This window comes from Halomonas sp. AOP25-F1-15 (assembly GCF_052378675.1).
In the GTDB taxonomy this organism is placed as follows: domain Bacteria; phylum Pseudomonadota; class Gammaproteobacteria; order Pseudomonadales; family Halomonadaceae; genus Vreelandella; species Vreelandella casei.
The window spans coordinates 513383-536665 of record NZ_JBQSXV010000001.1 but is presented as its reverse complement, the minus strand read 5'-3'; the positions used below and the strand labels follow the sequence as shown (position 1 = coordinate 536665).

Below are 23283 nucleotides of genomic sequence, written 5' to 3'. Positions count from 1 at the left end.
GTGGAGCGGTAGCGAATGCATAAATTGCAAAACGTAGCTTTGAGGCTCCGATGCATTGACTTGTTATGTTCTACCCCATACATTTGCAGTTTTGACATCAAAGACTTTAACCTTTGTTTTGAACTTAGACTCGATTTGTTCAATGTGCTTTAAATCTTCATCTGAATATACACCTATATAGATACTCAAGAGCTTAGGAAATTCTTTCCTACCGCTTTTCGCTGCTCGGTTAATCGCTTCAATAATATGATGATCATATTTTCCAAAATTAAATCCAAATACAACTAGAGTTCCTGTGATTTCTGACAGCGAGTCATAGCAATATGACAAGTAATGATTGTGCATTATATGAGCTAGTTTTTGCTCACCATTACCCGCAGTAACAAATATTGGATACTCCCCATCATCCATCCGCGCACTAATCTTCTCGAGTAAATACGAATCATGATCATATTCTTCTTTGACAATTTGTGAGCCCGCATCAAAGAATGGCAATGCTCCATGAACATAGTATATATTTTGATCTTTTTTATTTGGGCCCCATTTTAAATCGGACCATTCTATGTCATCCGGATCGATTCCTGGCTCATAATTAAGAGCTTCCCTTCCAAATCCATCTATGTGCCTGACGGATTTATTACGCATTAAAATCCAATAGAGGAGCAAATCATAATTAGTTGAAAAAACACTGCCTCCACTACCTAAGAAGATATTGATAAACTGTGCGCAAGCTTTACTTTCTTTGTCAGGAACCTTAAAAACATGCTCGGGATGAAGTGATTGCACAGCATCCAACAAGCTGTTCTTCAGTTTTTCGTATGCAGATTCAATATTCTGCCTCAAAAAACCTCCACCTTCGAACGCATCAATCAAAGACAATAGATTATCTAGTTGCTGCATAATTAACTCAAAATTCTTTGTTTCGATAACAGATAGAACCTTCAAAAGGTCTTTATCTTTGAGCTTTTCGATAAAGTCATGGAGGGCATTATATGAGAATATCTTCTGGTCATATGCCATGCTAAAACCATTGCCTAGAAGAAGATGAAACTCCCTATCTGAGTTATTTTTTATCGACTTAACTACGTCATCGAACGTATCCAACTTCACTGAAAACTCCTTTCTCGATTGTAAACATAACGCTAAGTTTCAGAAATCATTGCAGCTTTACGTTGTTCGTTTTCTAGCTCAGTCTGTTTTTTATTAGCAGCCTCTTCTTTTTATGGCTGTATGCTTTGTACTTTTCCATAAGGAATTCGAAGGCTGCAATAATTGACATTCCTATCTATAGTAAGCATGCAATTCCAATCTAAAGAGTGTAGCTTTCCTTAAAGTAAAGTAATGAAAGCTGCTTGAGGAAGTCGTCCTTAGAAAACAGTAGGATCCCTGAAATAATGCCACCCGAAAAGTATGCTTTCTTTGGTAGCTTAAGCGCGCTCGTAATTGTTGATATATCCATAAATTTTCCTAAAAAATATAATGCTTTGCTCACCAAAAAATCAGGAGCGAAGCGAGTGAATTTTCCGCATACAGCAACAAGTTAAATGCTCCACCTCTAGCTTCGCTTCCGTTGATTTTGCAATTCATCATTGAAAGTGGCGAGGCTATCCAAATCCTCTTGAACTTCTTCAATCGTTGGAAATGGGTCGCCAATTGCTGGAGCACTATCATGACCTCTAAAATACGTACTACAGCGACTCATACCTTTCTCTATTCTATCGAAATCCGATTGAGTAATATCATCGATTATTTTCCTTAACCTATTGGTTTGAACTGCTCGACCAAATCTAGTAACAACTTGATTTAACAACTTCTCTTCAACTAGCCTTTCCCAAGCTTCTCGTAAATAACCATAAAAGTTATACGCGGCTTCTCTAAATTCTCGTTCGGTACCATCCGTATCAATATTTCGAAGATCTCGAAGCTGCACATTAAGCTGCTTAATTCTTTTACTGGTTGTTAATGCATCCCATGGTGGGTTTTTTCGAACTAGGCCAGCTCGTTTCCTACTTCTTTCAAGGCAAATCTCATTTAATTCTGTAGCGCCCGTATTTTCTATTTCCTCAAGTAAAAGCTTATAGAAAACTATATCATGTGTTAAGACTATCACTTGTCTTTCAAGGGATTCTTCAACAAGCCTCTTTGCCACCTTATGGCTCCATTGATGACTAAGAGAATTAACTGGATCATCAAATACTACAGCTGATTTTCTTTTATCGGCTAACATTTCAGCAAGAAAGCAAGCAATACTGATACACCTTTGCTCTCCTTCACTTGCAACCTTTGAAACTAAGGGCTCATTACCATCTAATATCGCTAGCTTTAACAATTGAGCGCCAGACCTTCCTCTGGTTTTTGGTGATACATTGAATCGGCTAAAACCAATTTTTTTTAGCTCCTTGTTAAAAGCATCAACCAAAGGGGTAATTACTTCTTCTTTGCATATTTCTGAATTTTTGTCTGTAATTGGTCTTGATTTACATTGTTCTTTCAAAAGATTATATTTAGCAACTAGCTTATGACGAAGCAAGTTATATTTAATATTTTCAAAGTTATCTCTAAACAACTCCTTATCTACTAATTCCTTATATTCTTGTTCTTTTTTTTCTATCATTGAGCCTGAACTTTCATCTTCTGGAATCGATTCTAGCTTAGCACTGATATTACCTATTAATTCTTTCAGCCTTTCCAAAGGGACTAAATCAAGAGCATCAGTATTTTCAGGCAAGGTGTCTGTAGTAAAGCTCGACTTCCTTAACTTCAATTCACTTAAAAAGCTTTCTATATCAACTCTGAAATCAACAATGTTTTCATCAGCTAAAGCTATAGCACTTTCATATGGCGTTAAATCAAACCTATAGTCCTTAATATCTTTCTTTGCGCTATCTAATATCGCTTTACTTTTTGAAGAAATCGTTACTGTATTATCTGCCAAAAAATCGATAAAAGTGGCCATTCTCTTAGATGAAACATCCCCAATTTCTTGCAAGCATAGCGGGCAATTATCCTTTTCTTTAGGGGGGAATAAGGTGGTTGAAGGTAAGGACTTTATAAATATTTCTGCCGAGCCCCACATAACTTTCCACTTTTCATCACCAACCCCAGAAATAGGTAATCCAGAGAATGTCCTATCCTTTACTTCATCTGCCAACTGCTTTTTCTTTATAAAGTCGCGCTCTTTTTCCTTTAAGCTATCGAATTTACCATCATCAACTACCGATTTAGATCCAATAAGGTATTGATAAAGAGGTGTTAACTGTCTAATTGAACCTGATAACTCCGTCTTTATTTGTTTTGGTGACTTCGCCTTATATAAATCTATTTCTTTCTTCAGTTCTTCAATTTTTAAAATATGATTATCATCAATTGCGTAGAAGTCTAGTTCTTCGATTCCCGTAGAAGCAGATAATTGGTTAATAAACAAACCTGTTTTTGTATCTGAAAAAATAGGCAAGCCAACAAAGCCATTCCCAGCCATTGTTTCTTCGGCCACTTGCCGATTAACATAATCAACAGCTTCAGCTAAATCTTCTAAAAGATGCAATCCACTGGGTTTATAACCTAATTCATCTTCGTTCGTTACAAAATGTGCAGCTGCATCACTATCAAAAACCCTTATTGATTTTAAGTTCTCATTACTCTTAAAACTTAAATTCCAATTATGTTCATGAGCATCTTCATTAACATTGATTGAAATGTTTGCTGAAGTGGGCTTATCGGATTTTTCAAATACATTTCCTAGAATTTTAGGTGTACCACCTCTAGATAAACAAGCATGTTTAATTATTCTTGAGTAAGATGATTTTCCCGCACCATTATCACCGTAAATTATAGTCATTCCACTTTTTGGAAAAGATAACAACTGATCTTCAGACAAAGCTCCGACATTTACGACGGTGTCAATCTGCTTCAATGTTACCTTGCCAGCTTCTTCATTGAAGCCTGAGGTATCTAGTGGCAGGCTCAACAGCTTTGATATTTCCTCATCAGAAATAATATCATGCTCTACTAAAGATACTTTATAGATTTCATCAAAATGTATAGGAGATAACGCGCCCTCACTTAATGACAATTTCACTGAATGTCGCCACCATAGCGGTTTATCCTTGATCCAATCAGCAATGTTTTCCACTGGTGTCATTTATAATAAGTCCTTAATTCAGTAAAATAACGATCTATATACTTTCAGGTGCGATTTACCTGATAGGGCATTTAACGCCAAGCTTAGCGGCGGGCCGTCTGGTGGAGGCCAAAGGCCGGAACAAACTTAAGCGCCTTGTTAAGCCTATGGGCACTCAGGCAAGCTGAGGAGATTGTTTGGCTGCTCCCCATCATTTTGAGTTTTCAGGTATTTTCTGCCGCTTGCGCTTTTCGCAACAACTACCCAGACTGACTCGCCACGAACGCTGACGTAAAATTTCCACTTTCCAGCCTCAATGCCTTCAATGGCTCGGTCGAGGCTGAGTTTCCATCGAGTACCATCGCCGTTTACACCGCCGATGCTGCTGATCCGCTCGTGAGCACTTTGCCGGTTAGTCTTATTGATACACTTAACTTGATGATTAGCAGCCATTTCTTCCTCCTTGAGGGTTGTAAGGCTTAACGCTTTTGTTCAGCGGCAGCCTTGGCAGAGCGAAGCGGCGACAAGGCTGTCCGGTGGAGGGCCTTCGGCCCGGAACGAACTGGAACTATTTGTTAGCTGCTCGGCGTATGCCTTGGGCAAAGGCATAGAGCGACGACAGCAATTCTTGGTATGAGTTGTTCATTTCCTCATATCCCGGTTTCCATTGAAATTTTCCGCCCCGATCTGTGGTTTGACCCAATACCAAATCATTGAGACTGCCCATACCTTCGCTGCCGGACAAAATAATTTCACTGCAGCGCAGATATTCGCCTTGATCGAATGCGGCCAAGGCTTTCTGGAAGAACTGCGACCATCTACTGTCATCGTTTTCAAGCAGCTCTATCATCGCCAGCAAGTCTTTCCGCGTCTTCTCGTACATGGCTTCCTTTCTCAGCTAACAGCGTATTAGACGGCGCGTTCTATGATTGAATGAACGTGCTGGCACTTTTCCCCGGCAAATGCAGCCTGCCAGATTCTCCTAAGCCAATGACCCTTCTTGACATTAATTTTCATTAGGCCGTATATCCAAAATTCGCGCGCCTGCTGCATTTCCCAGCATGGCCGCTCAGGGCCGAAAAGAGTCATTCGCGAATTTCTTCATAAAAAGCCACCCTACCCGCTAGAGACTCCATCCCCTCAATCGGCTCCTCATAAATCCAAGCAATATCCCGACTTTCATCCAGCGAAAAATACACCGCATACCCTTTAAACGGACAATGAGAGGTCGTTTCCGAAGCGGTGAGTAAGTCCATCCGCACGTCTTCGCGTGGAAAGTAATGGCGTGGCGGGTAGCCGTGTTCGCGAAGCTCAAGGGTATTGGTGGCGTCGGCTAGCAGAATGCCATCAACCTGCACTTGCATGCGCTGCTTGCTTGGTTGAAGCGTTATGCGGGCATTCTGCATCGTATTGTCCCTGCGGCGTTTTTCGCTCTAATACTTCGAGCGTAGCAGTTCACTTAGATTAAGCCTACTTTGAATACTTAGTTTTTAGTCGATAGTGGACACTTCGTGACTTGGGTCAGTCATCGCTTCCATGCTGCTTATGGCACCTTGGTTAACGTGACACAACACTAAACTAGACTGCGTGCCATTAGCTTTCACGTTTAGCTCCCCTGCTACGATCCAGCCGCCGCTGTTACCGCAGAATTTCCAGCCGCCCGTGGTGGAAACGTGATTGGCGAGCAGTACCGGCAGTTGGTGGCGCTTAGCGATGGCGGCGAGCAGCTCGGCATCGTTGGCGTAGCCGCCTGGGGAGATCAGCGCGCTGGCTAGGTAAACGTCCGCTTGTTGAGCGGCGGCAGTGGCTGAATGGTTGGGGTTGGTGAAGTCGGCGCAAACGGCCAGGGCAATGCGGGTGCCGTTTACGTTGATCAGGCCGCTTTAATGGCCGGGTGCACAATAAACATCTTCCCCTTCATGAAGATGCTGTTTTAAGTAGAAGCTGTGTTCGCCATTTGGGAAGCAGATCAACGCTGCAATGTAGGGTTTACCGTTTGGGTTATGCAGCGGGCAGCCTGCAATCACCACCGTGCTAGTGGCCACGGCAGCGGCAGTGAGCGCAGCAAAGGTTTTATCGTTGCGGGGCATTGCCAGTTTGTTGAGTAGCGCCAGCTCGTAGCCGGTCAGCGAGAGTTCGGGAAAAGCCACCACGTTGGCCCCTAGCGCGGCGGCGCATTCTATGTAGTTCAGATGCGTGTGTAGGTTTTCGTCTACCGCTGCTTTGATTACAGGCAGTTGGGCGAGGGCAATGGCGATGGGGCTGCTGTGGTGATGGCCATTTTTTATCGCTTAGCTGGCTAGGTGCTGTAAAAGGTCGCGGGCTAAAGCCACCGCCCACTGTGCCTTTATAGGGCTTTTGCCATACAAGAACGTAAGTAACGCTTCTCGGCCAAAAAAAAGTGGCTGGGTAATGTTTGACCAGAAGATAAAACCCCGCAGTAGCGAGGTTATACTGGCAGTCATGGTATTGGCATAGGCTCTGCTAAACGAATGCAGTCTCCTGAAAACTATCACGTGCAGTCACACCAGAATGCCATGCCAGAAGCTGCGAATACTCTTCTTTCCAGTTCACCTCTGGCAGCCTGAAAGCCAAGTACTCCAGCGCCACCGCAATGGCAATGTCGCCCAAATTGATGGGTGAGGCCTGCTGTTTTTCTCTAAGCTCACCGTTCAACTGATTCAACAACCGCTGAATGGCCCGCGAACGCCGTTGGCCCAACTCGCTCTCGTCAATCTCATTTCCATAATGCTTTCTGGCAATCACGGTGGTAAACGCGGCATCCATCAGGTTTTGGCCCAGCCCCGCCAGGTGAAGTACCTCACCCGAACTGGCTTGGGGAATCATCGGCTTGTTGGGGCTGACGCCATCCAGGTAAACAGCAATCAGCATGGACTCGCTTAACGTGGTGCCCTCCTCCGTTACCAGTGCGGGAATGCGCCCGGCGGAGTTGGCTTTTAACAGATCGGCATCGTCTGCCCAGGGATCGCACCACTTCAGCGTCACGGCGTCCGCCAAGCCTTTTTCCATTAAAACGATGCGCACCAGGCGCGCATAAGGCGAGGTTGCGTTCAGGTAGAGTTCCATTATTGCTTCCCGTGGTGTGTAAAGTGCCTTGAAGAGTGCTGTGTAGGTTGTTGGGCAGTAAGTTGCGCTTGGCGCTGCTGTACACCGCGGCTAAGCAGCACCAGCAAAAAGCCAACAACGAGGATGAGGCCGCTGATGGCGAACAGTGGCGTATAGCTGCCCCAGGTGCCATAAAGCGCCGACATGGCATAGCCTGCCACTGCCTGGGCGGCGGCAAAAGCGGCGGTGGCTTGCCCCCAGAGTTTCTTGTGAGCGGTTGGCCCTACCAACTCTGCAAGGCGGCCCGAGGTGAGGGCGACAATACCGGGGATCATCGCCCCCACCATGAACGAGGAAACTGACTGGCTGAGCAGTGCGAGCGAGAACACTGGCAGCAAGACGGCGGCGGCCTTCGCCGCAAAGGCGATCATCAAGCCACTCTGCCAGCCCAATCGCTGCGCCAGCGCGCCTACCATGAATGGCCCACACAAGGCGCCCAACCCGAAGATTCCCCACTGCAATGAAGCGGCGTGATTACCCAGTGCGTTTTCCCTGGCGAGATAATCCACCCAAAACACGGTATGGGGCACAAACCCAATCGCATCCAGGGCATAAGCGCCAATAACCAGCAACACCACTAGTTTTATTCCCGCATAGCCCTTCTGGCTATTAGCCGTTGGGCTTGCTGCCAAAGGTGGTGCTAAGGGCGTCACGCCTTGTCGTAAAAAAGCGTCGCTTACCAGGCCCGCTGCGATACACAGTAGCCCCAGCGTTGCCCAAGTCGCCGTTAGGCTTAACTCAAGAAGTACGGGTACGACGGAGGCCGAAAGCAGTGCACCCAAGCCAATGCCGGTAAACACCATTGCCCCCACACTGGCTCGCCTCTCAGGCGGTGTCGCCGCCAGCGCCAGCGAAGGGCCAACTACCATCAAGATGGCCCCGGCAATACCGGAGACTAATCGCCATAAGAAGAACCAGAAGAAACTACCCGCCCCAGCGCAGAGCATAAAGCTGAGCGCGATAGCTGCGAAGCTTGCGCCGATGACTAAGCGGGAAGAAAAACGCTCGCTCAGGGCGTGGGCGCAGAGCGCGCCGATAAAGTAACCCAGCAGGTTAGCGGCCCCGAGGTAGGCGCCTTGGCTGGCGGTGAACCAGCCTTCCTGAATAATCGCCGGCAATAAAGGTGTGTAGGCAAAACGCGCAATGCCAATTCCCGCCAAGGTTGCCATTACCCCTATCATCAGGGCGGGCCAGTCTTTTCTGTTGATCATGTCGTGTCCTTCGCGTGCCGCCATTCGGGCAAAGTCGTCAGCTCGGTTGTGTAGGTACAGACTACCCGCGCAGGCGCGTTTTCTAAAAACGATTATAATTGATCACTGCTATCTTATTTTGAGATAGTCATAGCTTGACGATTATCGACGGGGAGGTAGGCCATGCAACTTAAATCGCTGCGGCTGTTTATGGCAGTGGCCGAAACAGGCAGCTTCGTGGCGGCTGCTAATCAGCTGCACACGGTGCAATCTAACGTGACAGCCCACATCAAAAAACTTGAGGAGGAGTTAGGCGTACAGCTTATTCAGCGTGCGGGGCGAGTGCGGCCTACGAATGCGGGCTTGGCGCTGGTGGAGTACGCCGAGCGCATACTGACGGCCCACGATGACGCGGTTTCGCTGTTTAAGGGCCCGGAAAAAGCCTGTGGCCGATTGCGCATAGGCGCCATGGAGACCACGACCGCCCTGCGCCTGCCGCCGATACTGGCGGCGTACCACGCAGCGCAGCCTGACGTTGATATCCAGCTAAAGACCGGGCCAACGGCAGAATTGGTCGAGTTGTTGCTAAACGGGCAGGTGGACTGTGTGTTCGTGGCCGGGCGGCTTGAGCATAGTCGCTATCACTTGCTCAAAGCGTTCAGCGAGCAGCTTGTGCTGGTCGGCTCAACGCCGATGTCGACGATGCCCTCTTCACAAGCGCTGCTGACCTCTGCCTTTATGGCATTTCGTCAGGGGTGTAGCTACCGCCAGCGTATCGAGCTATTGCTGGCCTCCCATGGCGTTAATGCGGGGCGGATATTTGAGTTCGGGTCATTGGACGCGATGCTTGGCTGTGTCGCGGCGGGAATGGGTTACACGGTGCTGCCCCGTGGGACGGTTGAAGCCCACCAACACCGGTTCGCAATTCACACGCTGGCACTGCCCACGTCTATCGCCAATATCGATACCTTTTTTGTCGCCCCCGACCCGGAGACCTGGACACCCGCCCTGGCAAGCTTCGCTGAAACGGTGCGTGACGCGGTAGTAGATGAGCCTCAGCTGACTGCGTCTTGAGATGGGTGCCGACACTACGCTATGGCGTTGTCCTATTCGCTTTACAGTCGGTTCATAGATGCGTGTAGGACGGCGAGAACGTCAATTTGATCTGGTTGATGTCGTAAATAAAAAAGCTAACTCAATTTTTTTTGTTTTTGAAGCTTGTTAGCGCAATATTAGAATTTGATCAGTACTTTGCCGATGTGTTTGGCGGCAGCTTGGAAGCGGTAGGCTTCTGGGGCGTCGTCAAAGTCAAAGGTTTTGCTGATGAGGGCGGTGCTGTCGTTGGCTGCCAGTGCGTTGATGTAGCTGACGAACATGGCGCGGCTGCCGTTGGCGATGCCTTTGATGGTGATGTTTTTGGTGATGAAGGTGATGTAGTTGGGGATTGGTGAGTTCTTTCCTGGGGTAACGCCGATGATAACGATTCGACCATTAACGGCCGCCGCGGCAACGGAATGGCCTAGGGTGTCTTGCCCGCCGGTTTCGACGATGATGTCGGCGCCTTGGTTGTTAGTTTGCTTCATTAGCTCGGCAGGCCAATCTGGGTATTGTTTGTAGTTGATGGTGATGTCGGCACCCAGTTCACGAGCAATGCTTAGTTTCTCGTCGCTTGATGAGGTGATCGCTACGCGCGCACCGTGCATTTTCGCCACTTTTAGCGCCGCTAAAGACACGCCGCCTGTACCAAGGCAAAGGACGAGGTCGCCCGCGTTTATGTTGGAGGTTTCTACCAGTGCGTTCCAAGCAGTTAGCCCTGCGGATGCGAGAACCGCTGCGTCTTGATCTGGGATGCTGTCAGGTAAGCGAATTAGTGACGCGGCAGGCAGCAGGATTTTTTCAGCTAGCCAGCCGTCGTGGGTGATGCCAATGTCGTGGGAGAAAATATTGGCACTGAAAGGGCCTTCGCGCCAGTTAGCAAAGTGACCACACACCACGCGGTCGCCAACGCTGACCTCTGTTACGCCTTCGCCAACGGCAATCACATCGCCCACGCCTTCTGTGCCAGGTACGCGCTGAGGGTCTTGTAATGGGCCGTAGGTGCCGGTGAGTATTTGTATGTCTCGGCTGATTAGGCTGACTAATCGTGGCGCAATGATGGCTTCTCCAGGGCCTGCGATAGGTTCTGGTCGTGTGGTGGCACTTAAGGTGTTGGTGCTGTGTTGTTCGCCAATTTGAAATGCTTTCATCGAGTAGGTAATCCTTTTTTTTGCCTGTATAAGAACGATACTATCGCGTTGGGCTAACAGTTCAGGCCTTTTTCACAAAATGGGCGGTCACCATCATGTCACCCACACCATCGACCTTGCAGTCCAACTGGTGATCCTTGCCCTCTTTGAGCCGCTTGATAACGGCTTTGGTACCTACCTTGAGTACCAACGAGCTGCCTTTAACTTTGAGGTCTTTGATCATCGTTACCTTATCGCCTTCCGCTAACAGCGTTCCGTTGGCATCTTTTACCGTTACGGCATCTTCCGCTTCAGCTTCAGAGGGGTTCCATTCGTGGGCACACTCTGGGCAGATGAACAGGCTTTGATCTTGATAGACAAATTGAGATTGGCAGTTTGGGCAAGGTGGGCATGACATTAATAAAGGCTGCTGTGGCTTGGTTGGCTGCTTATGATACCGAGCCTGTGTGACCTTGGCGAATGCTCCGGGACAGGGTCAGGGAACTAATGCCAGCCCTTTGAGGAAGCTGAACGGGAGAACATTCTGGCTTCGCATCTTCTCTTAAGAAAGCGAGGGCCAGCGCTCTCACGGCCGCATGCGGCGAAGCCAGCCCATAGGGCGTTCAGGCGTTGGCCGTACTTCAACATTTAATGTATTGCTCCGAGTCGTGCCGGTAATGCCTAGACCCAAACCGGAGCAAACCTAGCCTAAAAAGTCATTCAAACATTTATTCCAGCGCCTGCGGTCGCACCATGCTGCGGCATCTCGACGCGAACGCGCAGAAAGATCACGAGTGCAGCGAGTAGCATCACCGCGCCTGCCGTCATGAAAACGCCTGTGATCCCATTAAAACCGAACACGATCCCCCCCAATGCGGCACCGGTAGCGATTGAAGATTGCACCGCAGCGACCACCATGCCTCCTGCTGTCTCCGCTTGATCAGGGACGGCACGGGCTACCCAGTTTGACCAGGCAACTGGCACGCCGCCGAAGGCCAAGCCCCACAGGGCCACTAACAGCATCAGCCCTGTTCCATTGATGGGTAGCCAGATCATACCGAAGGCCGCCAAGCCGACTAACGCAGGCATGAGCACCAAAGTAGCACGCAGGCTACGCTCCATCATCCAGCCAGCCAGCAGCGTACCGATGAAGTTGGCGACACCGAAACCCAAGAGCAGCAGAGACAGACCGTCAACATCAATATCGGCGACGCTTTCCAGCGCAGGGCGAATATAGGTGAACAATGCAAATTGGCCTGTATGGGCGAGTACGCAGCCCATCATCCCGACCCCTATCCCTGGGCGACGAAGCAATTCCAGAACCGACGCCGTGTGCGTCATGGTGCGTGGTGCCATACGGGGCAGCGTGAACCACTGGAAGACAAGTGTTAGCCCTCCAACCGCCGCTGCGGCTAAAAATGCACTGCGCCAGCCATATAGCCCACCCAAGTAGCTGCCCAACGGCACCGAAACCACCGTCCCGATAGCGATGCCACTGAATATTATAGAGAGTGCTCGCGGCACCAAATTTGCTGGCACCAGCCGCATAGCCACGGCTGCCGCCATGCTCCAAAAGCCGCCTAATGCGACGCCCAGCAGAATGCGCATCGCCAGCAATACGGTCAGGCTGGAGGACAACGCCACCAGCAGGTTGGAAGCGATCATCAGTAGGGTAAACGCCAGCAAGACAACGCGCCGATCAAATCTCCGCGTTAACCTGGGTACCAGCAGCCCGGCGAACAAGGCCGCCACTGCCGTCACCGTCACGGCCTGACCCGCCAGTCCCTCCGATATACCAAGATCGGCGGCCATCGGCGTCAACAGGCTAGCGGGCAGGTACTCCGCCGTCAGTAACCCGAATACCCCCATTGCCAGTGAAAACACGGCCATCCACGCGGGTGCTGCAGGCTCTAAAACAGACGCATTGCTAGCATTGGGCGTTTGCCCGGCATCACAAACCTCATTGGTCATCTCGAAAAATCCCTGAAAAAAACGGTAGCGGGAAGTCTAGAGCTCAAACCCTGGATGATCTATGATCATAAACCTCAACTTTTTGATCGAAACGCCTAACATGACAGAGAAAGACCAATTTGCCCTATCGTCTGATCTGATCAGCGAACTGCTGACAGGTATGCGCCTGCGTGGCGTTCAATACCGTCGCATTCAGACAGGCCCCGTTTTCGGCCTAGGCTTCGAAGCAAAGCCAGGATACGCCTACTTCCACTTCCAGGCTGTTGGTACAGCCTTCTTGCGTACGGGTGATGGTGAGTTGCATGAGCTGCCCGCGGGAAGCGCTGTGTTTATACCTCAAGGTGGGAGACATCAGCTTCTATCGGATGCGGAGGCGTCATTTCAGAGCATCGATAAGTTCGATGCCGCGCCCCTTGGCGAAGCCGTTAGCGGGGTCAATACCTGCCCCAGTACGCACTCTACGCCCAGCGCCGTTATCTTTTACGGTTGCATGGAGTTCGATCTGGGCGGAATGCAGGGGCTGGGTAAATTGATGCCAACCTTCATGGTGGCTGACACGCAGACAGATCGCTACCCCGGCTTACTGCCTATTCTCGATTCAATGAAACGCGAAATCTGCGCCGGTCGAATCGGCTTTGCAGGCATTCTGGCGCGGCTCGCGGAGGTGGCGGCCGCGATGATCGTGCGCGGGTGGATTGAGTCCGGCTGTGAAAACGCCTCTGGTCTGGTTGCCGCATTGCGTGATCCGCGTCTTGCGCGCGCCATACTGGCGCTGCACCGCCAGCCTGGCCGTGAATGGACTGTTGCAGAGTTGGCGGCGGAATCTCATGTCTCTCGCTCCGTCTTCGCACAACGCTTTCAAACCACCATCGGCATGCCGCCCCTGCGCTATGCCACGGAGCTGCGGATGCGTCTTGCCAGTCAATGGTTAACCCACGAAAGAGTGCCCATCGATGTTGTCGCCCAGCGACTCGGCTATACCTCTCAAGCGGCATTCAGTCGTGCTTTTAAGCGCGTCACCGGCCAGCCGCCGGGTGCCAGTCGGCAAATGCGTTCTTGAACGCAGGCACTTTTCAGACAGAGCCTAGGTCACCTCCCACCACTCAAGCACCTGCGGTTCAATGTGGCCGGTAGCCGGAAGTTCGCCGTTACGGGCGAAGGCGGCCCATAGCGCACGCATGCGCTGGCCGTGTTCAAGCAGGGTGGCCTCGTCCACGCCTTTTACCAAATCGGCATGTTGCCAGCTGGATGGCTCGCCCAGTAGCAGCGGCAGGTCGATCGTGTGGGCGGCGCCAAACGGGTAGCGGCCCTTGCACCAATCCAGCCGATACAGGTAAGCGCGCCCACCCGCCTGCACATGGCGGCGGGCAAACGTGTGCGCATCGCGTATGTAGACCTTGCGTGTGGTGACGGCCACCATCGCCTTGCTGAGCGCCTCCCCCACCAAGGGCGTGTTGCGAAGCCGCATTAGGCTGGGCGATATCACCACAAACAGCGCGTTCTCTTCCGCGGTGTAGCCCATAAACAGGTCAATCTTTGCGGCCGCGCGACGCCAGGCCGCACCGGCCTCGGCTTCAGTAGGCAGCGGGTAGTGGCCGTACTGGGTACCAAACGGCATGGCCGCTTTCAGGCCAAAACCACGGACGGATTCCATTATTTGCGTCTGTAGGCGCAAAATCTCATCAAGCGGTACATCGTCGTTTACCGTGGCCGCCTGTTGGCTCATCTTGGCGTACATGTTTGCCCGGCCACGGCTAATGCCCAGCGGCGCGCTTTGAATAATGGCGCGCTGGAACAATCCCTTGGTGCCTTCGGCAATCATCAGATGCGCCGCTGCGTCGCCCCCGGCGGACTGTCCGAACAGGGTGATATTGGCGGGGTCACCGCCCATGGCCGCGATGTTGGTGTTTATCCAGCGTAGGGCTGAGATCATATCGAGCAAGCCCAGGTTCGCGGGCCGGTTAGCGTAGCCGCCCAGAAAACCTAACAGGCCAAGCCGGTAGGTTACAGATACCACAATCACGTCCTGCTCAAGTGCAAGCGGGCGTACGTCAAACACCGCTAGATCCCCGGCACCAAACACGTAAGAACCACCGTGTATCCAGACCATCACGGGGCGCGGCGTAGCCGAGGGGCTTTCCGGCAAAGTAACCGACAAATGTAGCGCGCCTTCGCAGGCGGAGAACTCTTGGGCGCTAATCCCCAGCACAGCGTTTAGTTCGGGAATGATGTTTTGCGGCGAGCAAGGCGACCACTCGGTGGCCTGGATGGGCGCGGTTGATGGCAGCTCATCTTTTGGGGCGCAAAAGCGCTGGGTACGGGCATAGCGAATGCCCGTGGCACGGATAACGCCGCGGTCCCGCCAACCGATGATCTCACCGGCGGGAGTGGTAAAGCGTGGCACATCGTGGTCGTTTGACGTGCCGTGATCGTTTAGCTCAGCGTGGCGCATACCGCTCCTTGGAATTCTTTATTAAATAAGCGTAGCACTGTTGTACGGGCTGACGATGCCCAATCTGGCTGTGCATAAATTGACTGATGCGCAGCCTGCACGAGTGTTAAGCATTGGGGCCGCCGCTGAGGATAAACGAGTAGAGTTCAATATCGGTTCTAAACTCCCAGCCCAGGTTCTTCCAAAAGCGTTTACCAGCGTCGTTCCCCACCAATAGCATCAGGTGCGACTTCTGGATGCCCTCGGCTCGTAACGCATCCAGGCAGCGGTTAACTAGTTCAGACCCAATGCCCTGCTGACGGCAGCCTGCCGCCACTGCCAGGTGCTGAATAAAGCCGCGGTGGCCATCGTGGCCCGCCATGATAGTACCCACCACATCGCCCCCCTGCTCAGCCACAAGACTCAGGCCGGGGTTACGCCGCAGGTATTTATCGATGCCCTCACGGGAATCCGCATCGCGCAAGCGCACGCCTTCAGTGTTGCGCCATAAGGTTACGGCAGCATCGTAGTCTTCAATGGTCATGGTGCGGTAGTGCATGCTAGCTCTCTTAATCGGGCGTCAAAACGTGCTCAGCGGTTAGCTGTTGATGAGTGACAGGATAGCCTGCGAATTATGTATTAATGAAAACTGAATAACAGCGTAAACGACACGCTCATCATCGACGATTTCATACACTCGCCGAGACTACTTAACTACTGGTTAGCTTCCCTTGCAGAAGATGGCACAGCACTATGCCGTGCTCACAGCCGTTAGCGACGACAACGCGCTCGCCCTGTGCGTTCCAACCGCCACTGTTACCGCAGGTTTGCCAGCCGCCCGTGATGGATATGTGGTTGGAAAGTAGTACGGGAAATTGGTGGCGTTGGGCGATACCTGAAAGCAGCTCAGCATCTGCTTTATAACCCGCCTCTGAAATCAGCGCGCTGGCGATATAGAGATCCACATGCTGGGCGGCGGCCGCGTCACTATGCGCGGGGTGGGCGAAGTCGGCGCACACTGCCAGAGCAATGCGCGCATCGTTGACGCTGAATAGATAGCTTTCATTGCCCGCCGAGCAGTAAGCATCTTCGCCGTCGTGCAGGTGCTGCTTGGCGTAAAACTCACACTCTCCGCTGGGGAAACCGATCACGGCGCCGATGTAGGGTTTGTGGCCTGGGTTTACCAGCGGGCAGCCCACAATAACCACGATGTTATGACGGGCGGCCGCCTTGCCTAATGTGCTGAATACCCCTGACGTTTTGGGTAACGCAAGCCGCTCCAGCAGTTCAAGCTCGTAGCCAGTCAGCGAAAGCTCAGGGAAGACCACCACATCGGCGCCTTGTTTGGCCGCGCGGTCTATATAGGCAAGGTGAGTTTCAAGGTTCTCAGCCACTGCGCCTTTTGCTACCGGCAGTTGCGCCAAGCCAATAGTGATAGTGCTATTGCTCATTTCGCCCTCACAGCGGTCATAAGAAAAGCCACGCCTTACGCTGACTCATACGGTGATTGAGCGCGCGCGCCGCCACTGCGCCAGCGCTTGAATATCCTTGGGCGCTGTTCGGCAGCATCCGCCAATGCCTGATGCCCCGGCGGCTAGCCAGCGCTCAACCCCTTGCGCCAAGCCAGAAGGGCTGCTTGAGGCATGCTCGCAGGCGGCGGCGTGCCAGGTTTTGGTCACCGCGTCGTACACTTCCCCCGAGTTGGGATACACCATTATTGGTAGATCACACGCACGGCGGATTTCTTTAATCAGCGATTCGATGTGGGCCAACGCAGTGCAGTTCACACCGATGGCCGCCACGCCGGGGCAGTTGGCGAGAGCGGCCGCACACTCGGCTATTGGCGTGCCGTCACTGATGTGTTGACCATCCTTCGCTGAGAACGTGATCCAGGCCTGGGCGCCGGGGTGCTCGGTCAGCAAATCGGTAATGGCCAACGCTTCTTCCAGGGAGGGCAAGGTTTCAGCGGCCAATAGATCAGCGCCCGCGTCTAACAGCAGCGTAAAACGCTCGCGATGAAACTCAACCAGCTCGGCGCGATTGAGGTCATAGCCGCCTCGATATTCACTGCCGTCGGCTAGATAGGCGCCATACGGTCCGACGGAGGCCGCCACCAATGGCTTGGGCCGGTCAGTTTGACCGGGTTGCCAGACCGCATCTCGCGCTTCTTGCGCCAGCGTGACCGATAGCTGAATCAACGCTCGCGCCTTTTCTTCCGTCATCCCCGCCTGCATAAAACCCGGCACTGTGGCCTGATAGCTGGCGGTGATGGCACAGTCGGCCCCGGCTTCAAAATACGCCTGATGAACCTGACGGATTTTCTCCGGAGCCTGGGCCAGCAAGCGCGCTGACCAGAGCGTGTCATTTAAATCACAGCCTAGCGCTTCCAGCTCAGTGGCCAAGGCTCCGTCGATGACTATAAAGGGCACTTCTGCCAACAGGGCGTTGATCGGATTCAATTCACTCATAGGGACGTTTCCTTAAGGGCGTGACTTCACAGCGCTGTTTGACGTCGCGGAACGATCAGCAGCTCCACGGTGGCGCACAAAATGCACCAGATAGCACAGGGCAATAAAGGGCACACCGAAATAGAGCGCCACGCGCTGCTGTGGGTCAAAGGCGATGCCAATGCACGCTGCCAAACAGGCCGCAAATGCGATTAACGGCACCCAGGGGTAGAACGGCGTGCGATACAACAAATCTTCCAGCCGCCCGCCTTCACGCAGGTAATGGCGGCGGAAATTAAACTGGCTAAGGGCAATGGCCATCCACACTACCACCACGGCCAAACCGGAAATCGAAACTAACACCAGATAAACGCTCTCAGCGGCATAAATGCTGGAAAACAGCGCCCCCAGGCCACCGACCATGCTGAGTAATACGGCATTCATCGGAATGCCGCGCTTATTGAGTCGGCTTAGCGATTTTGGCAAGGTGCCTTGATCCGAGAGCGTCCATAGCATGCGTGAGGAGGCATAAAGCCCAGAGTTGGCCGCTGACAGCAGCGCGGTAATGATCACAAAATTCATAATATCGGCTGCGCCCGGCACACCGAGCCGCTGAAAGACGGCCACAAAAGGGCTTTGACTGAGCCCAGCCTGATCCTGAGGTAATAGCGCTGCAATCACGACGATGGTGCCCACGAAAAACAGGATCAATCGCCATAGGGTCGCGCGAATGGCTTTGGGCACATTGCGAGCCGGGTCGACGGTTTCCCCGGCGGCAATCCCAATTAGCTCGGTGCCGGAAAAGGCAAACATCACCGCTAGCAAAGTGGTGCCAATGGCCATCAGGCTGGGCGGCATGGCGCCTTCTCCCCATAGTGCCGAGAGGCCCGGTGAGGCGACCTCAACACCCGCTTCATTATGCAACGGCACCCAGCCAATAATCGCTATCGCGCCCACCAATACAAATACCACTACTGCAATCACTTTGATCAATGAGAGCCAGAATTCAGACTCGGCAAAGAAGCGAGTGGTAAACGCATTGACGCCAAAGACGATCGCCGCAAATAGGCCACTCCAGTACCAACCGGGGATATCGGGAAACCAGCGCCCCATAAAAACCGCCGCGGCGGTAAACTCTGACCCCAACGCCACCGTCCAGGTAAGCCAGTACATCCAAGCCACCATATAGCCGGTGCCGGGGCCGATATAACGGCTGGCATGGGCGCTGAAAGCCCCCGACTCCGGCATATGCACGGCCAGTTCGCCGAGACACATCATCACCAGCCACGCAATAATACCGCCCACCAAGTAGGCCAATACCGCACCGATAGGCCCTGCCTGCTGCACGGTATAACCGGAACTTAAAAATAGCCCGGTGCCAATCACACCCCCCAAAGAGAGCATCACCAAATGGCGCGTCTGCATACTGCGTTTGAAGTGCACGCCCTCCTGATCACTTGCTTGCTCACTCATGGTGACATTCCTATTGGTAGCCTAACGAGGCAGCAGGCACCCAGCGGCCCGGCTCAGAAAGAGCACCATTTTAGTGCAATATGGAGTTTCAAAAAAGAATAAAAAAAATATTTAATATTCTTATTTTGAATATATGGGATTAATATCGCTGCGTAAGTATTGTCGCGAGGTTCCAAACAGCTATAAAAAAAGCGCCCTGGCTGGGGCGCTTCTCGCTGTTATCTTTTGATTAGCGCCATGGGATGTGTGGACGCTTCTCACCCCTATCACTTCTATCACTTTTACGGCGACCTAACTTGGCTGGTTGCTATCGAGTTCACCATGTTCAATATCCATTGGCCCGTAACAATCAACTTTTAGCTATGCGCTAGTTGCGTGCCTCTGACCAAACCGCAAACTCGTTGCCACTGGGTTCCTGAAAGTGAAAACGACAGCCGCCGGGAAACTCGAAAACAGGCCGCGTGATCTCACCGCCGCTCTTCTCAACGTTGTTGAGCGTTGCGTCAATATCCGTGCTATAGAAAACCAGCAGTGCACCGCCGCTTGAGGTTTGGTTACAGGCCTGCGCTTGATAGAAACCGCCATCGAGCCCTTGGTTGGAAAACGCGGTGTATTCAGGGCCGTAATCGACAAACGCCCAACCAAATGCCGCTGAGAAAAAAGCTTTTGTCGCGGCCAAGTCTTGCGCAGCAAACTCGACGTAATTGAGCTTCTCGTGTTGATTCATTGCCTGCTCCTTTGTTTTTTCATTCTTCAGGGTGCAATGATATTAATGGCACCTCGGGGCTTCATGTCGACATGCCTCACATGCAAGCATGTGATCAATTCATCAACAAAGCATTCAGTTATCACCGACAAGGCGACTCGCTGTAAATCAGAAATCACTCTTCACATGGCTGGACTTATAACCCTTGCTGCGCTCTTGCAATGGCGGCGGCAATAGCTGACTTTGCTTGTGGGCTATTTTTCCAGCAAGTTGTTTGCAGCATGGATGCAACCATTTCGGCTATCTCGTCGGCACGGTGGACGGCAAGATCACTGAATGAATCGATACCAATCTCTTCAAAACGTTTAATGACGGTGGGGCCAACACCCTTCACGCTCAAAAGAGCATCTCTTTCTAAATCTGAAAAAGCCACTTGTTTGTACCTCGCTACTAGAAAACCAGACTCTTAAGCCGCTGGAGATAAATCGGCTATTTAAACCCTGGCTAATCTTATTCGAATGCCCGAATCCTTTTCATGGGCGTACTATTATTAATCTATCAGCAAGCAATGACGACTAATTTAGCATGACCGCATGCCATACCAAGCTTTCTGTACTTATCCGCGCGTCATCCACGAGGCACTAATTTTTACTTAAATAAAGATGGAGAAAAATAATGGCTGACCCAAAAGTAGCGCTGGTAACAGGTGGCTCTCGTGGCATTGGTGCCGCCATTTCAACACGCCTGGCTCAAGATGGCTTCGCGGTCATCGTTAACTATGCCGGTAATACCGCTGCCGCAGAAAGTGTGGTGAATGATATCGAGTCCACGGGAGGCAAAGCACTAGCGCTACAAGCAGACATTGCAGATTCCGAAGCGGTACGCCAGATGTTTGAACGCATAGAGGCTGATTTCGGCCATATCGACGTACTGGTGAACAATGCCGGTATCATGAAGCTTGCGCCGTTGGCACAGACGGACGATAGCTGGATTGATAAGCAGATCGATACCAACCTGAAAGGCTCGATCAACACCATGCGAGAAGCAGCTAACCGCCTGAGAGACAGTGGGCGAATCATCAACCTTTCGACCAGCGTGGTGGGCTTAAAGCTTGAAACTTACGGTATTTACGCTGCGACCAAAGCGGCTGTCGAAACATTGACCGCGATTCTCGCCAAAGAGCTGCGTGGCCGTTCAATTACCGTTAATGCGGTTGCCCCCGGCCCCACCGCCACCTCTTTATTCCTGGATGGAAAATCTGACGAATTGATTGAGCGTATGTCCAAGATGCCACCACTTGAGCGCCTCGCCACGCCTGACGATATCGCCCATGTGGTGGCGTTCCTTGCCTCTCCTGAGGGTGGCTGGGTCAACGGTCAAACGCTGCGCGCTAATGGCGGCATCGTTTAATCACTCAGCAGCTCATTGACCATCCGGCACGCCCTGGTGCTTGCGGCCAGTTCACTCACTAGGTCGTGTACCCGCTGAACAGCTTCGTCGGGCGTATTAGCGTGTTCGATACAGTCGACCAGCGCGGAGCCCACCACCACCGCATCGCTGTAGCGGCCAATGGCGGCGGCCTGCGCTGGCGTGCGAATGCCAAAGCCAACGGCAATAGGAAGCTCAGTGTGTTCGCGCAGGTCGGCAACGGCGCGCTCTAAACGCTCCGGCGTGGGGGCACTGCCGCCGGTCACGCCCGCCACTGAGACGTAGTAGATAAATCCTGACGCGTTAGCCAGCACGTTGGGTAGCCGCTTGGCATCGGTGGTCGGCGTGGCCAAGCGGATAAAATCAATGCCGTGCTTAGCCGCTGGCTGGCAGAGTTCGTCATCATGCTCTGGGGGCAGGTCAACCACAATCAGGCCATCCACCCCGGCGCGTACGGCATCGGCAAGAAAGCGCTCAACGCCGTAGCAATAAATAGGGTTGTAGTAGCCCATCAATACAATCGGTGTGGTGCTGTTTTCTTCCCGAAAGCGGCGCACCATTTCCAGTGTTTTGACTTGGGTTTGGCCGTTATTCAGGGCACGCAGCGCGGCTTTTTGAATCGCGGGGCCATCGGCCATGGGGTCGCTGAACGGCATCCCCAGTTCGATTACATCCACCCCAGCGGCTGGCAAACCGTGTAGCAGGCGGCGCGAGGTGTCGGCGTCCGGGTCACCGGCCGTAAGATAGCTCACCAACGCGGGGCGGTTGGCTTGCTTGAGCTTAGCGAAGCAGCCTTCAAGACGTGAAACCTTGTGCGTGGCATCGCTCATCGCATTGTCCTGTGCTGCGCTCATTTGAACTTATCTCCTAAATAGTGGGCCACGCTCATCATGTCTTTGTCGCCACGGCCGCTTAAATTCACCACCATTAAGTGATCACGGGGCAGCGTGGGTGCGCGCTTGGCCACTTCTGCTAAGGCGTGGGCGGTTTCCAGGGCGGGAATGATGCCCTCCTGGCGGCAGCAAACCTGAAAGGCTTCCAGCGCTTCATCATCGGTGGCAGAAACGTACTCTACGCGCCCCTGCTCGTGCAGCCAGGCGTGCTCTGGCCCAATGCCGGGGTAGTCCAACCCGGCGGAAATCGAGTGGGCATCGCTAATCTGGCCATCTTCGTTTTGCAGCAGATAGGTACGGTTGCCGTGAAGCACGCCGGGAGTGCCGCCGTTGAGGCTAGCCGCATGCAGGCCGCTCTTAACGCCCTTGCCACCGGCTTCTACACCAATCATCTTTACGCCAGGGTCATCAAGGAACGGGTGAAACAGGCCCATCGCGTTTGAACCACCGCCAATACAGGCCACCAGCGAATCGGGTAGACGACCCTGCTTCTCGAGCATTTGCGTGCGGGTTTCGTGGCCAATCACGGCTTGGAAGTCGCGCACCATGGCAGGGTATGGATGGGGCCCAGCAACGGTGCCAATAATGTAGAAGGTATCGTCAACGTTGGTGACCCAGTCGCGCAGTGCCTCGTTCATGGCGTCTTTTAACGTGCCGGTGCCAGAAGTCACCGGTATTACCTCGGCCCCCAATAGCTTCATGCGGAAAACGTTAGGCTGCTGGCGTTCGATGTCGGTGGTACCCATGTAAATCACGCATGAAAGGCCAAAACGCGCCGCCACCGTGGCCGTGGCCACGCCATGCATGCCAGCGCCAGTTTCGGCAATAATGCGCTTTTTGCCCATCTGCTTGGCAAGCAGCACCTGGCCGATGCAGTTGTTGATCTTGTGCGCGCCGGTATGGTTAAGCTCTTCACGCTTAAGATAAATGCTGGCGCCGCCGAAGTGCTCGGTCAGCCGCTCAGCGAAGTAGAGCGGGCTTGGCCGCCCCACATAATCGCTCTGAAAATAGGCCAGCTGGCGCTGGAATTCAGGATCATTTTTAGCGGTGGAATATTCATCTTGCAGCTCTAAAATCAGCGGCATTAGTGTTTCGGCGACAAAACGGCCGCCGAAGCTGCCAAACAGGCCGTTGGCATCGGGCAGGCTCTTGGATAAGTCTACAGGTTGATTCATCACGACCTCTGAATGCGTTATCAAACAGTTCAGTAAAAACAGTTCAGTGAAAACCGTTCAGTAAAAACAGTGCAGTGAAAGTAACGCAGGCAGGGGGA

General features: G+C 52.2%; 23 protein-coding genes. 3 read left to right on the top strand and 20 right to left on the bottom strand.

The window, feature by feature from the left end:
* Window positions 1-63: 63 nt before the first annotated feature.
* From ACT3TF_RS02395 to ACT3TF_RS02360, 8 genes are all read right to left on the bottom strand, one after another.
* A complete protein-coding gene (locus ACT3TF_RS02395; RefSeq protein ID WP_444671501.1) occupies window positions 64-1110 on the bottom strand; it encodes a DUF4917 family protein in 1047 nt (348 codons plus the stop codon).
* Window positions 1111-1555: 445 nt separating this feature from the next.
* Window positions 1556-4141, bottom strand: a complete 2586-nt coding sequence (locus ACT3TF_RS02390; protein WP_444671500.1) for an AAA family ATPase — start codon at window positions 4139-4141, stop codon at window positions 1556-1558.
* Between the two features lie 144 nt (window positions 4142-4285).
* Complete coding sequence (locus ACT3TF_RS02385; protein WP_444671499.1) at window positions 4286-4573, bottom strand: DUF3892 domain-containing protein; 288 nt, start codon at window positions 4571-4573, stop codon at window positions 4286-4288.
* A 115-nt stretch (window positions 4574-4688) separates the two neighbouring features.
* On the bottom strand, window positions 4689-5003 hold the full coding sequence (locus ACT3TF_RS02380) for a DUF6966 domain-containing protein (RefSeq protein WP_444671498.1): 315 nt from the start codon (window positions 5001-5003) through the stop codon (window positions 4689-4691).
* A 202-nt stretch (window positions 5004-5205) separates the two neighbouring features.
* Window positions 5206-5526, bottom strand: coding sequence for a DUF427 domain-containing protein (locus tag ACT3TF_RS02375; protein WP_444671497.1), 321 nt, complete (start codon window positions 5524-5526; stop codon window positions 5206-5208).
* 477 nt (window positions 5527-6003) lie between these two features.
* Window positions 6004-6372, bottom strand: coding sequence for a nitrilase-related carbon-nitrogen hydrolase (locus ACT3TF_RS02370; RefSeq protein ID WP_444671570.1), 369 nt, complete (start codon window positions 6370-6372; stop codon window positions 6004-6006).
* A 232-nt stretch (window positions 6373-6604) separates the two neighbouring features.
* On the bottom strand, window positions 6605-7207 hold the full coding sequence (locus ACT3TF_RS02365) for a glutathione S-transferase N-terminal domain-containing protein (protein ID WP_444671496.1): 603 nt from the start codon (window positions 7205-7207) through the stop codon (window positions 6605-6607).
* Window positions 7207-8457 carry a YbfB/YjiJ family MFS transporter gene (locus ACT3TF_RS02360; RefSeq protein WP_444671495.1) on the bottom strand — a complete coding sequence of 417 codons (1251 nt, stop codon included), beginning with the start codon at window positions 8455-8457 and terminating at the stop codon, window positions 7207-7209. The genes ACT3TF_RS02365 and ACT3TF_RS02360 overlap by 1 nt, the downstream gene beginning before the upstream one ends.
* Before the next feature lie 162 nt (window positions 8458-8619).
* Between ACT3TF_RS02360 and ACT3TF_RS02355 the strand changes: the two genes are divergently transcribed.
* Window positions 8620-9510, top strand: coding sequence for a LysR substrate-binding domain-containing protein (locus ACT3TF_RS02355; RefSeq protein ID WP_444671494.1), 891 nt, complete (start codon window positions 8620-8622; stop codon window positions 9508-9510).
* A 158-nt stretch (window positions 9511-9668) separates the two neighbouring features.
* Here the strand turns inward: ACT3TF_RS02355 and ACT3TF_RS02350 are convergent, their stop codons facing one another.
* The 3 genes from ACT3TF_RS02350 to ACT3TF_RS02340 form a co-directional block, all read right to left on the bottom strand.
* The gene (locus ACT3TF_RS02350; protein ID WP_444671493.1) at window positions 9669-10682 is read right to left on the bottom strand and encodes a zinc-dependent alcohol dehydrogenase family protein; all 1014 of its coding nucleotides are present in this window, start codon (window positions 10680-10682) and stop codon (window positions 9669-9671) included.
* Between the two features lie 61 nt (window positions 10683-10743).
* Entirely contained in the window at window positions 10744-11079 is a 336-nt protein-coding gene (locus tag ACT3TF_RS02345) for a zinc ribbon domain-containing protein YjdM (RefSeq protein WP_096278877.1), read from the bottom strand.
* 302 nt (window positions 11080-11381) lie between these two features.
* Window positions 11382-12632, bottom strand: a complete 1251-nt coding sequence (locus tag ACT3TF_RS02340) for an MFS transporter (RefSeq protein WP_444671492.1) — start codon at window positions 12630-12632, stop codon at window positions 11382-11384.
* A 61-nt stretch (window positions 12633-12693) separates the two neighbouring features.
* Here ACT3TF_RS02340 and ACT3TF_RS02335 point away from each other — a divergent pair, with 61 nt between their 5' ends.
* Window positions 12694-13692, top strand: a complete 999-nt coding sequence (locus ACT3TF_RS02335) for an AraC family transcriptional regulator (protein ID WP_444625286.1) — start codon at window positions 12694-12696, stop codon at window positions 13690-13692.
* Window positions 13693-13716: 24 nt separating this feature from the next.
* On the opposite strand, the gene ACT3TF_RS02330 is transcribed toward ACT3TF_RS02335, so the two are convergent.
* The 7 genes from ACT3TF_RS02330 to ACT3TF_RS02300 all read right to left on the bottom strand — a co-directional run bounded on the left by ACT3TF_RS02330 (window position 13717) and on the right by ACT3TF_RS02300 (window position 20122).
* Window positions 13717-15084, bottom strand: coding sequence for a carboxylesterase family protein (locus tag ACT3TF_RS02330; RefSeq protein WP_444625285.1), 1368 nt, complete (start codon window positions 15082-15084; stop codon window positions 13717-13719).
* A gap of 106 nt (window positions 15085-15190) precedes the next feature.
* On the bottom strand, window positions 15191-15622 hold the full coding sequence (locus ACT3TF_RS02325) for a GNAT family N-acetyltransferase (protein WP_444625284.1): 432 nt from the start codon (window positions 15620-15622) through the stop codon (window positions 15191-15193).
* A gap of 151 nt (window positions 15623-15773) precedes the next feature.
* Window positions 15774-16514 carry a carbon-nitrogen hydrolase family protein gene (locus ACT3TF_RS02320; protein ID WP_444625283.1) on the bottom strand — a complete coding sequence of 247 codons (741 nt, stop codon included), beginning with the start codon at window positions 16512-16514 and terminating at the stop codon, window positions 15774-15776.
* Window positions 16515-16559: 45 nt separating this feature from the next.
* On the bottom strand, window positions 16560-17531 hold the full coding sequence (gene mmuM / locus ACT3TF_RS02315) for a homocysteine S-methyltransferase (RefSeq protein ID WP_444671491.1): 972 nt from the start codon (window positions 17529-17531) through the stop codon (window positions 16560-16562).
* Window positions 17532-17543: 12 nt separating this feature from the next.
* Window positions 17544-18983 (bottom strand): amino acid permease, encoded by a 1440-nt coding sequence (locus tag ACT3TF_RS02310; protein ID WP_444625281.1) that lies wholly within the window; start codon window positions 18981-18983, stop codon window positions 17544-17546.
* Between the two features lie 367 nt (window positions 18984-19350).
* Window positions 19351-19710 (bottom strand): VOC family protein, encoded by a 360-nt coding sequence (locus tag ACT3TF_RS02305; RefSeq protein ID WP_444671490.1) that lies wholly within the window; start codon window positions 19708-19710, stop codon window positions 19351-19353.
* A 175-nt stretch (window positions 19711-19885) separates the two neighbouring features.
* Window positions 19886-20122, bottom strand: coding sequence for a helix-hairpin-helix domain-containing protein (locus tag ACT3TF_RS02300; protein ID WP_444625280.1), 237 nt, complete (start codon window positions 20120-20122; stop codon window positions 19886-19888).
* A gap of 242 nt (window positions 20123-20364) precedes the next feature.
* Here ACT3TF_RS02300 and ACT3TF_RS02295 point away from each other — a divergent pair, with 242 nt between their 5' ends.
* Window positions 20365-21099, top strand: a complete 735-nt coding sequence (locus ACT3TF_RS02295; protein WP_096278864.1) for an SDR family oxidoreductase — start codon at window positions 20365-20367, stop codon at window positions 21097-21099.
* Here the strand turns inward: ACT3TF_RS02295 and trpA are convergent.
* Both trpA and trpB read right to left on the bottom strand, forming a co-directional pair.
* Window positions 21096-21971, bottom strand: a complete 876-nt coding sequence (gene trpA / locus ACT3TF_RS02290; protein WP_444625279.1) for a tryptophan synthase subunit alpha — start codon at window positions 21969-21971, stop codon at window positions 21096-21098. The genes ACT3TF_RS02295 and trpA overlap by 4 nt on opposite strands.
* A complete protein-coding gene (gene trpB, locus ACT3TF_RS02285; protein ID WP_441685203.1) occupies window positions 21968-23185 on the bottom strand; it encodes a tryptophan synthase subunit beta in 1218 nt (405 codons plus the stop codon). Before trpB ends, trpA begins: the two co-directional genes overlap by 4 nt.
* Window positions 23186-23283: the final 98 nt, after the last annotated feature.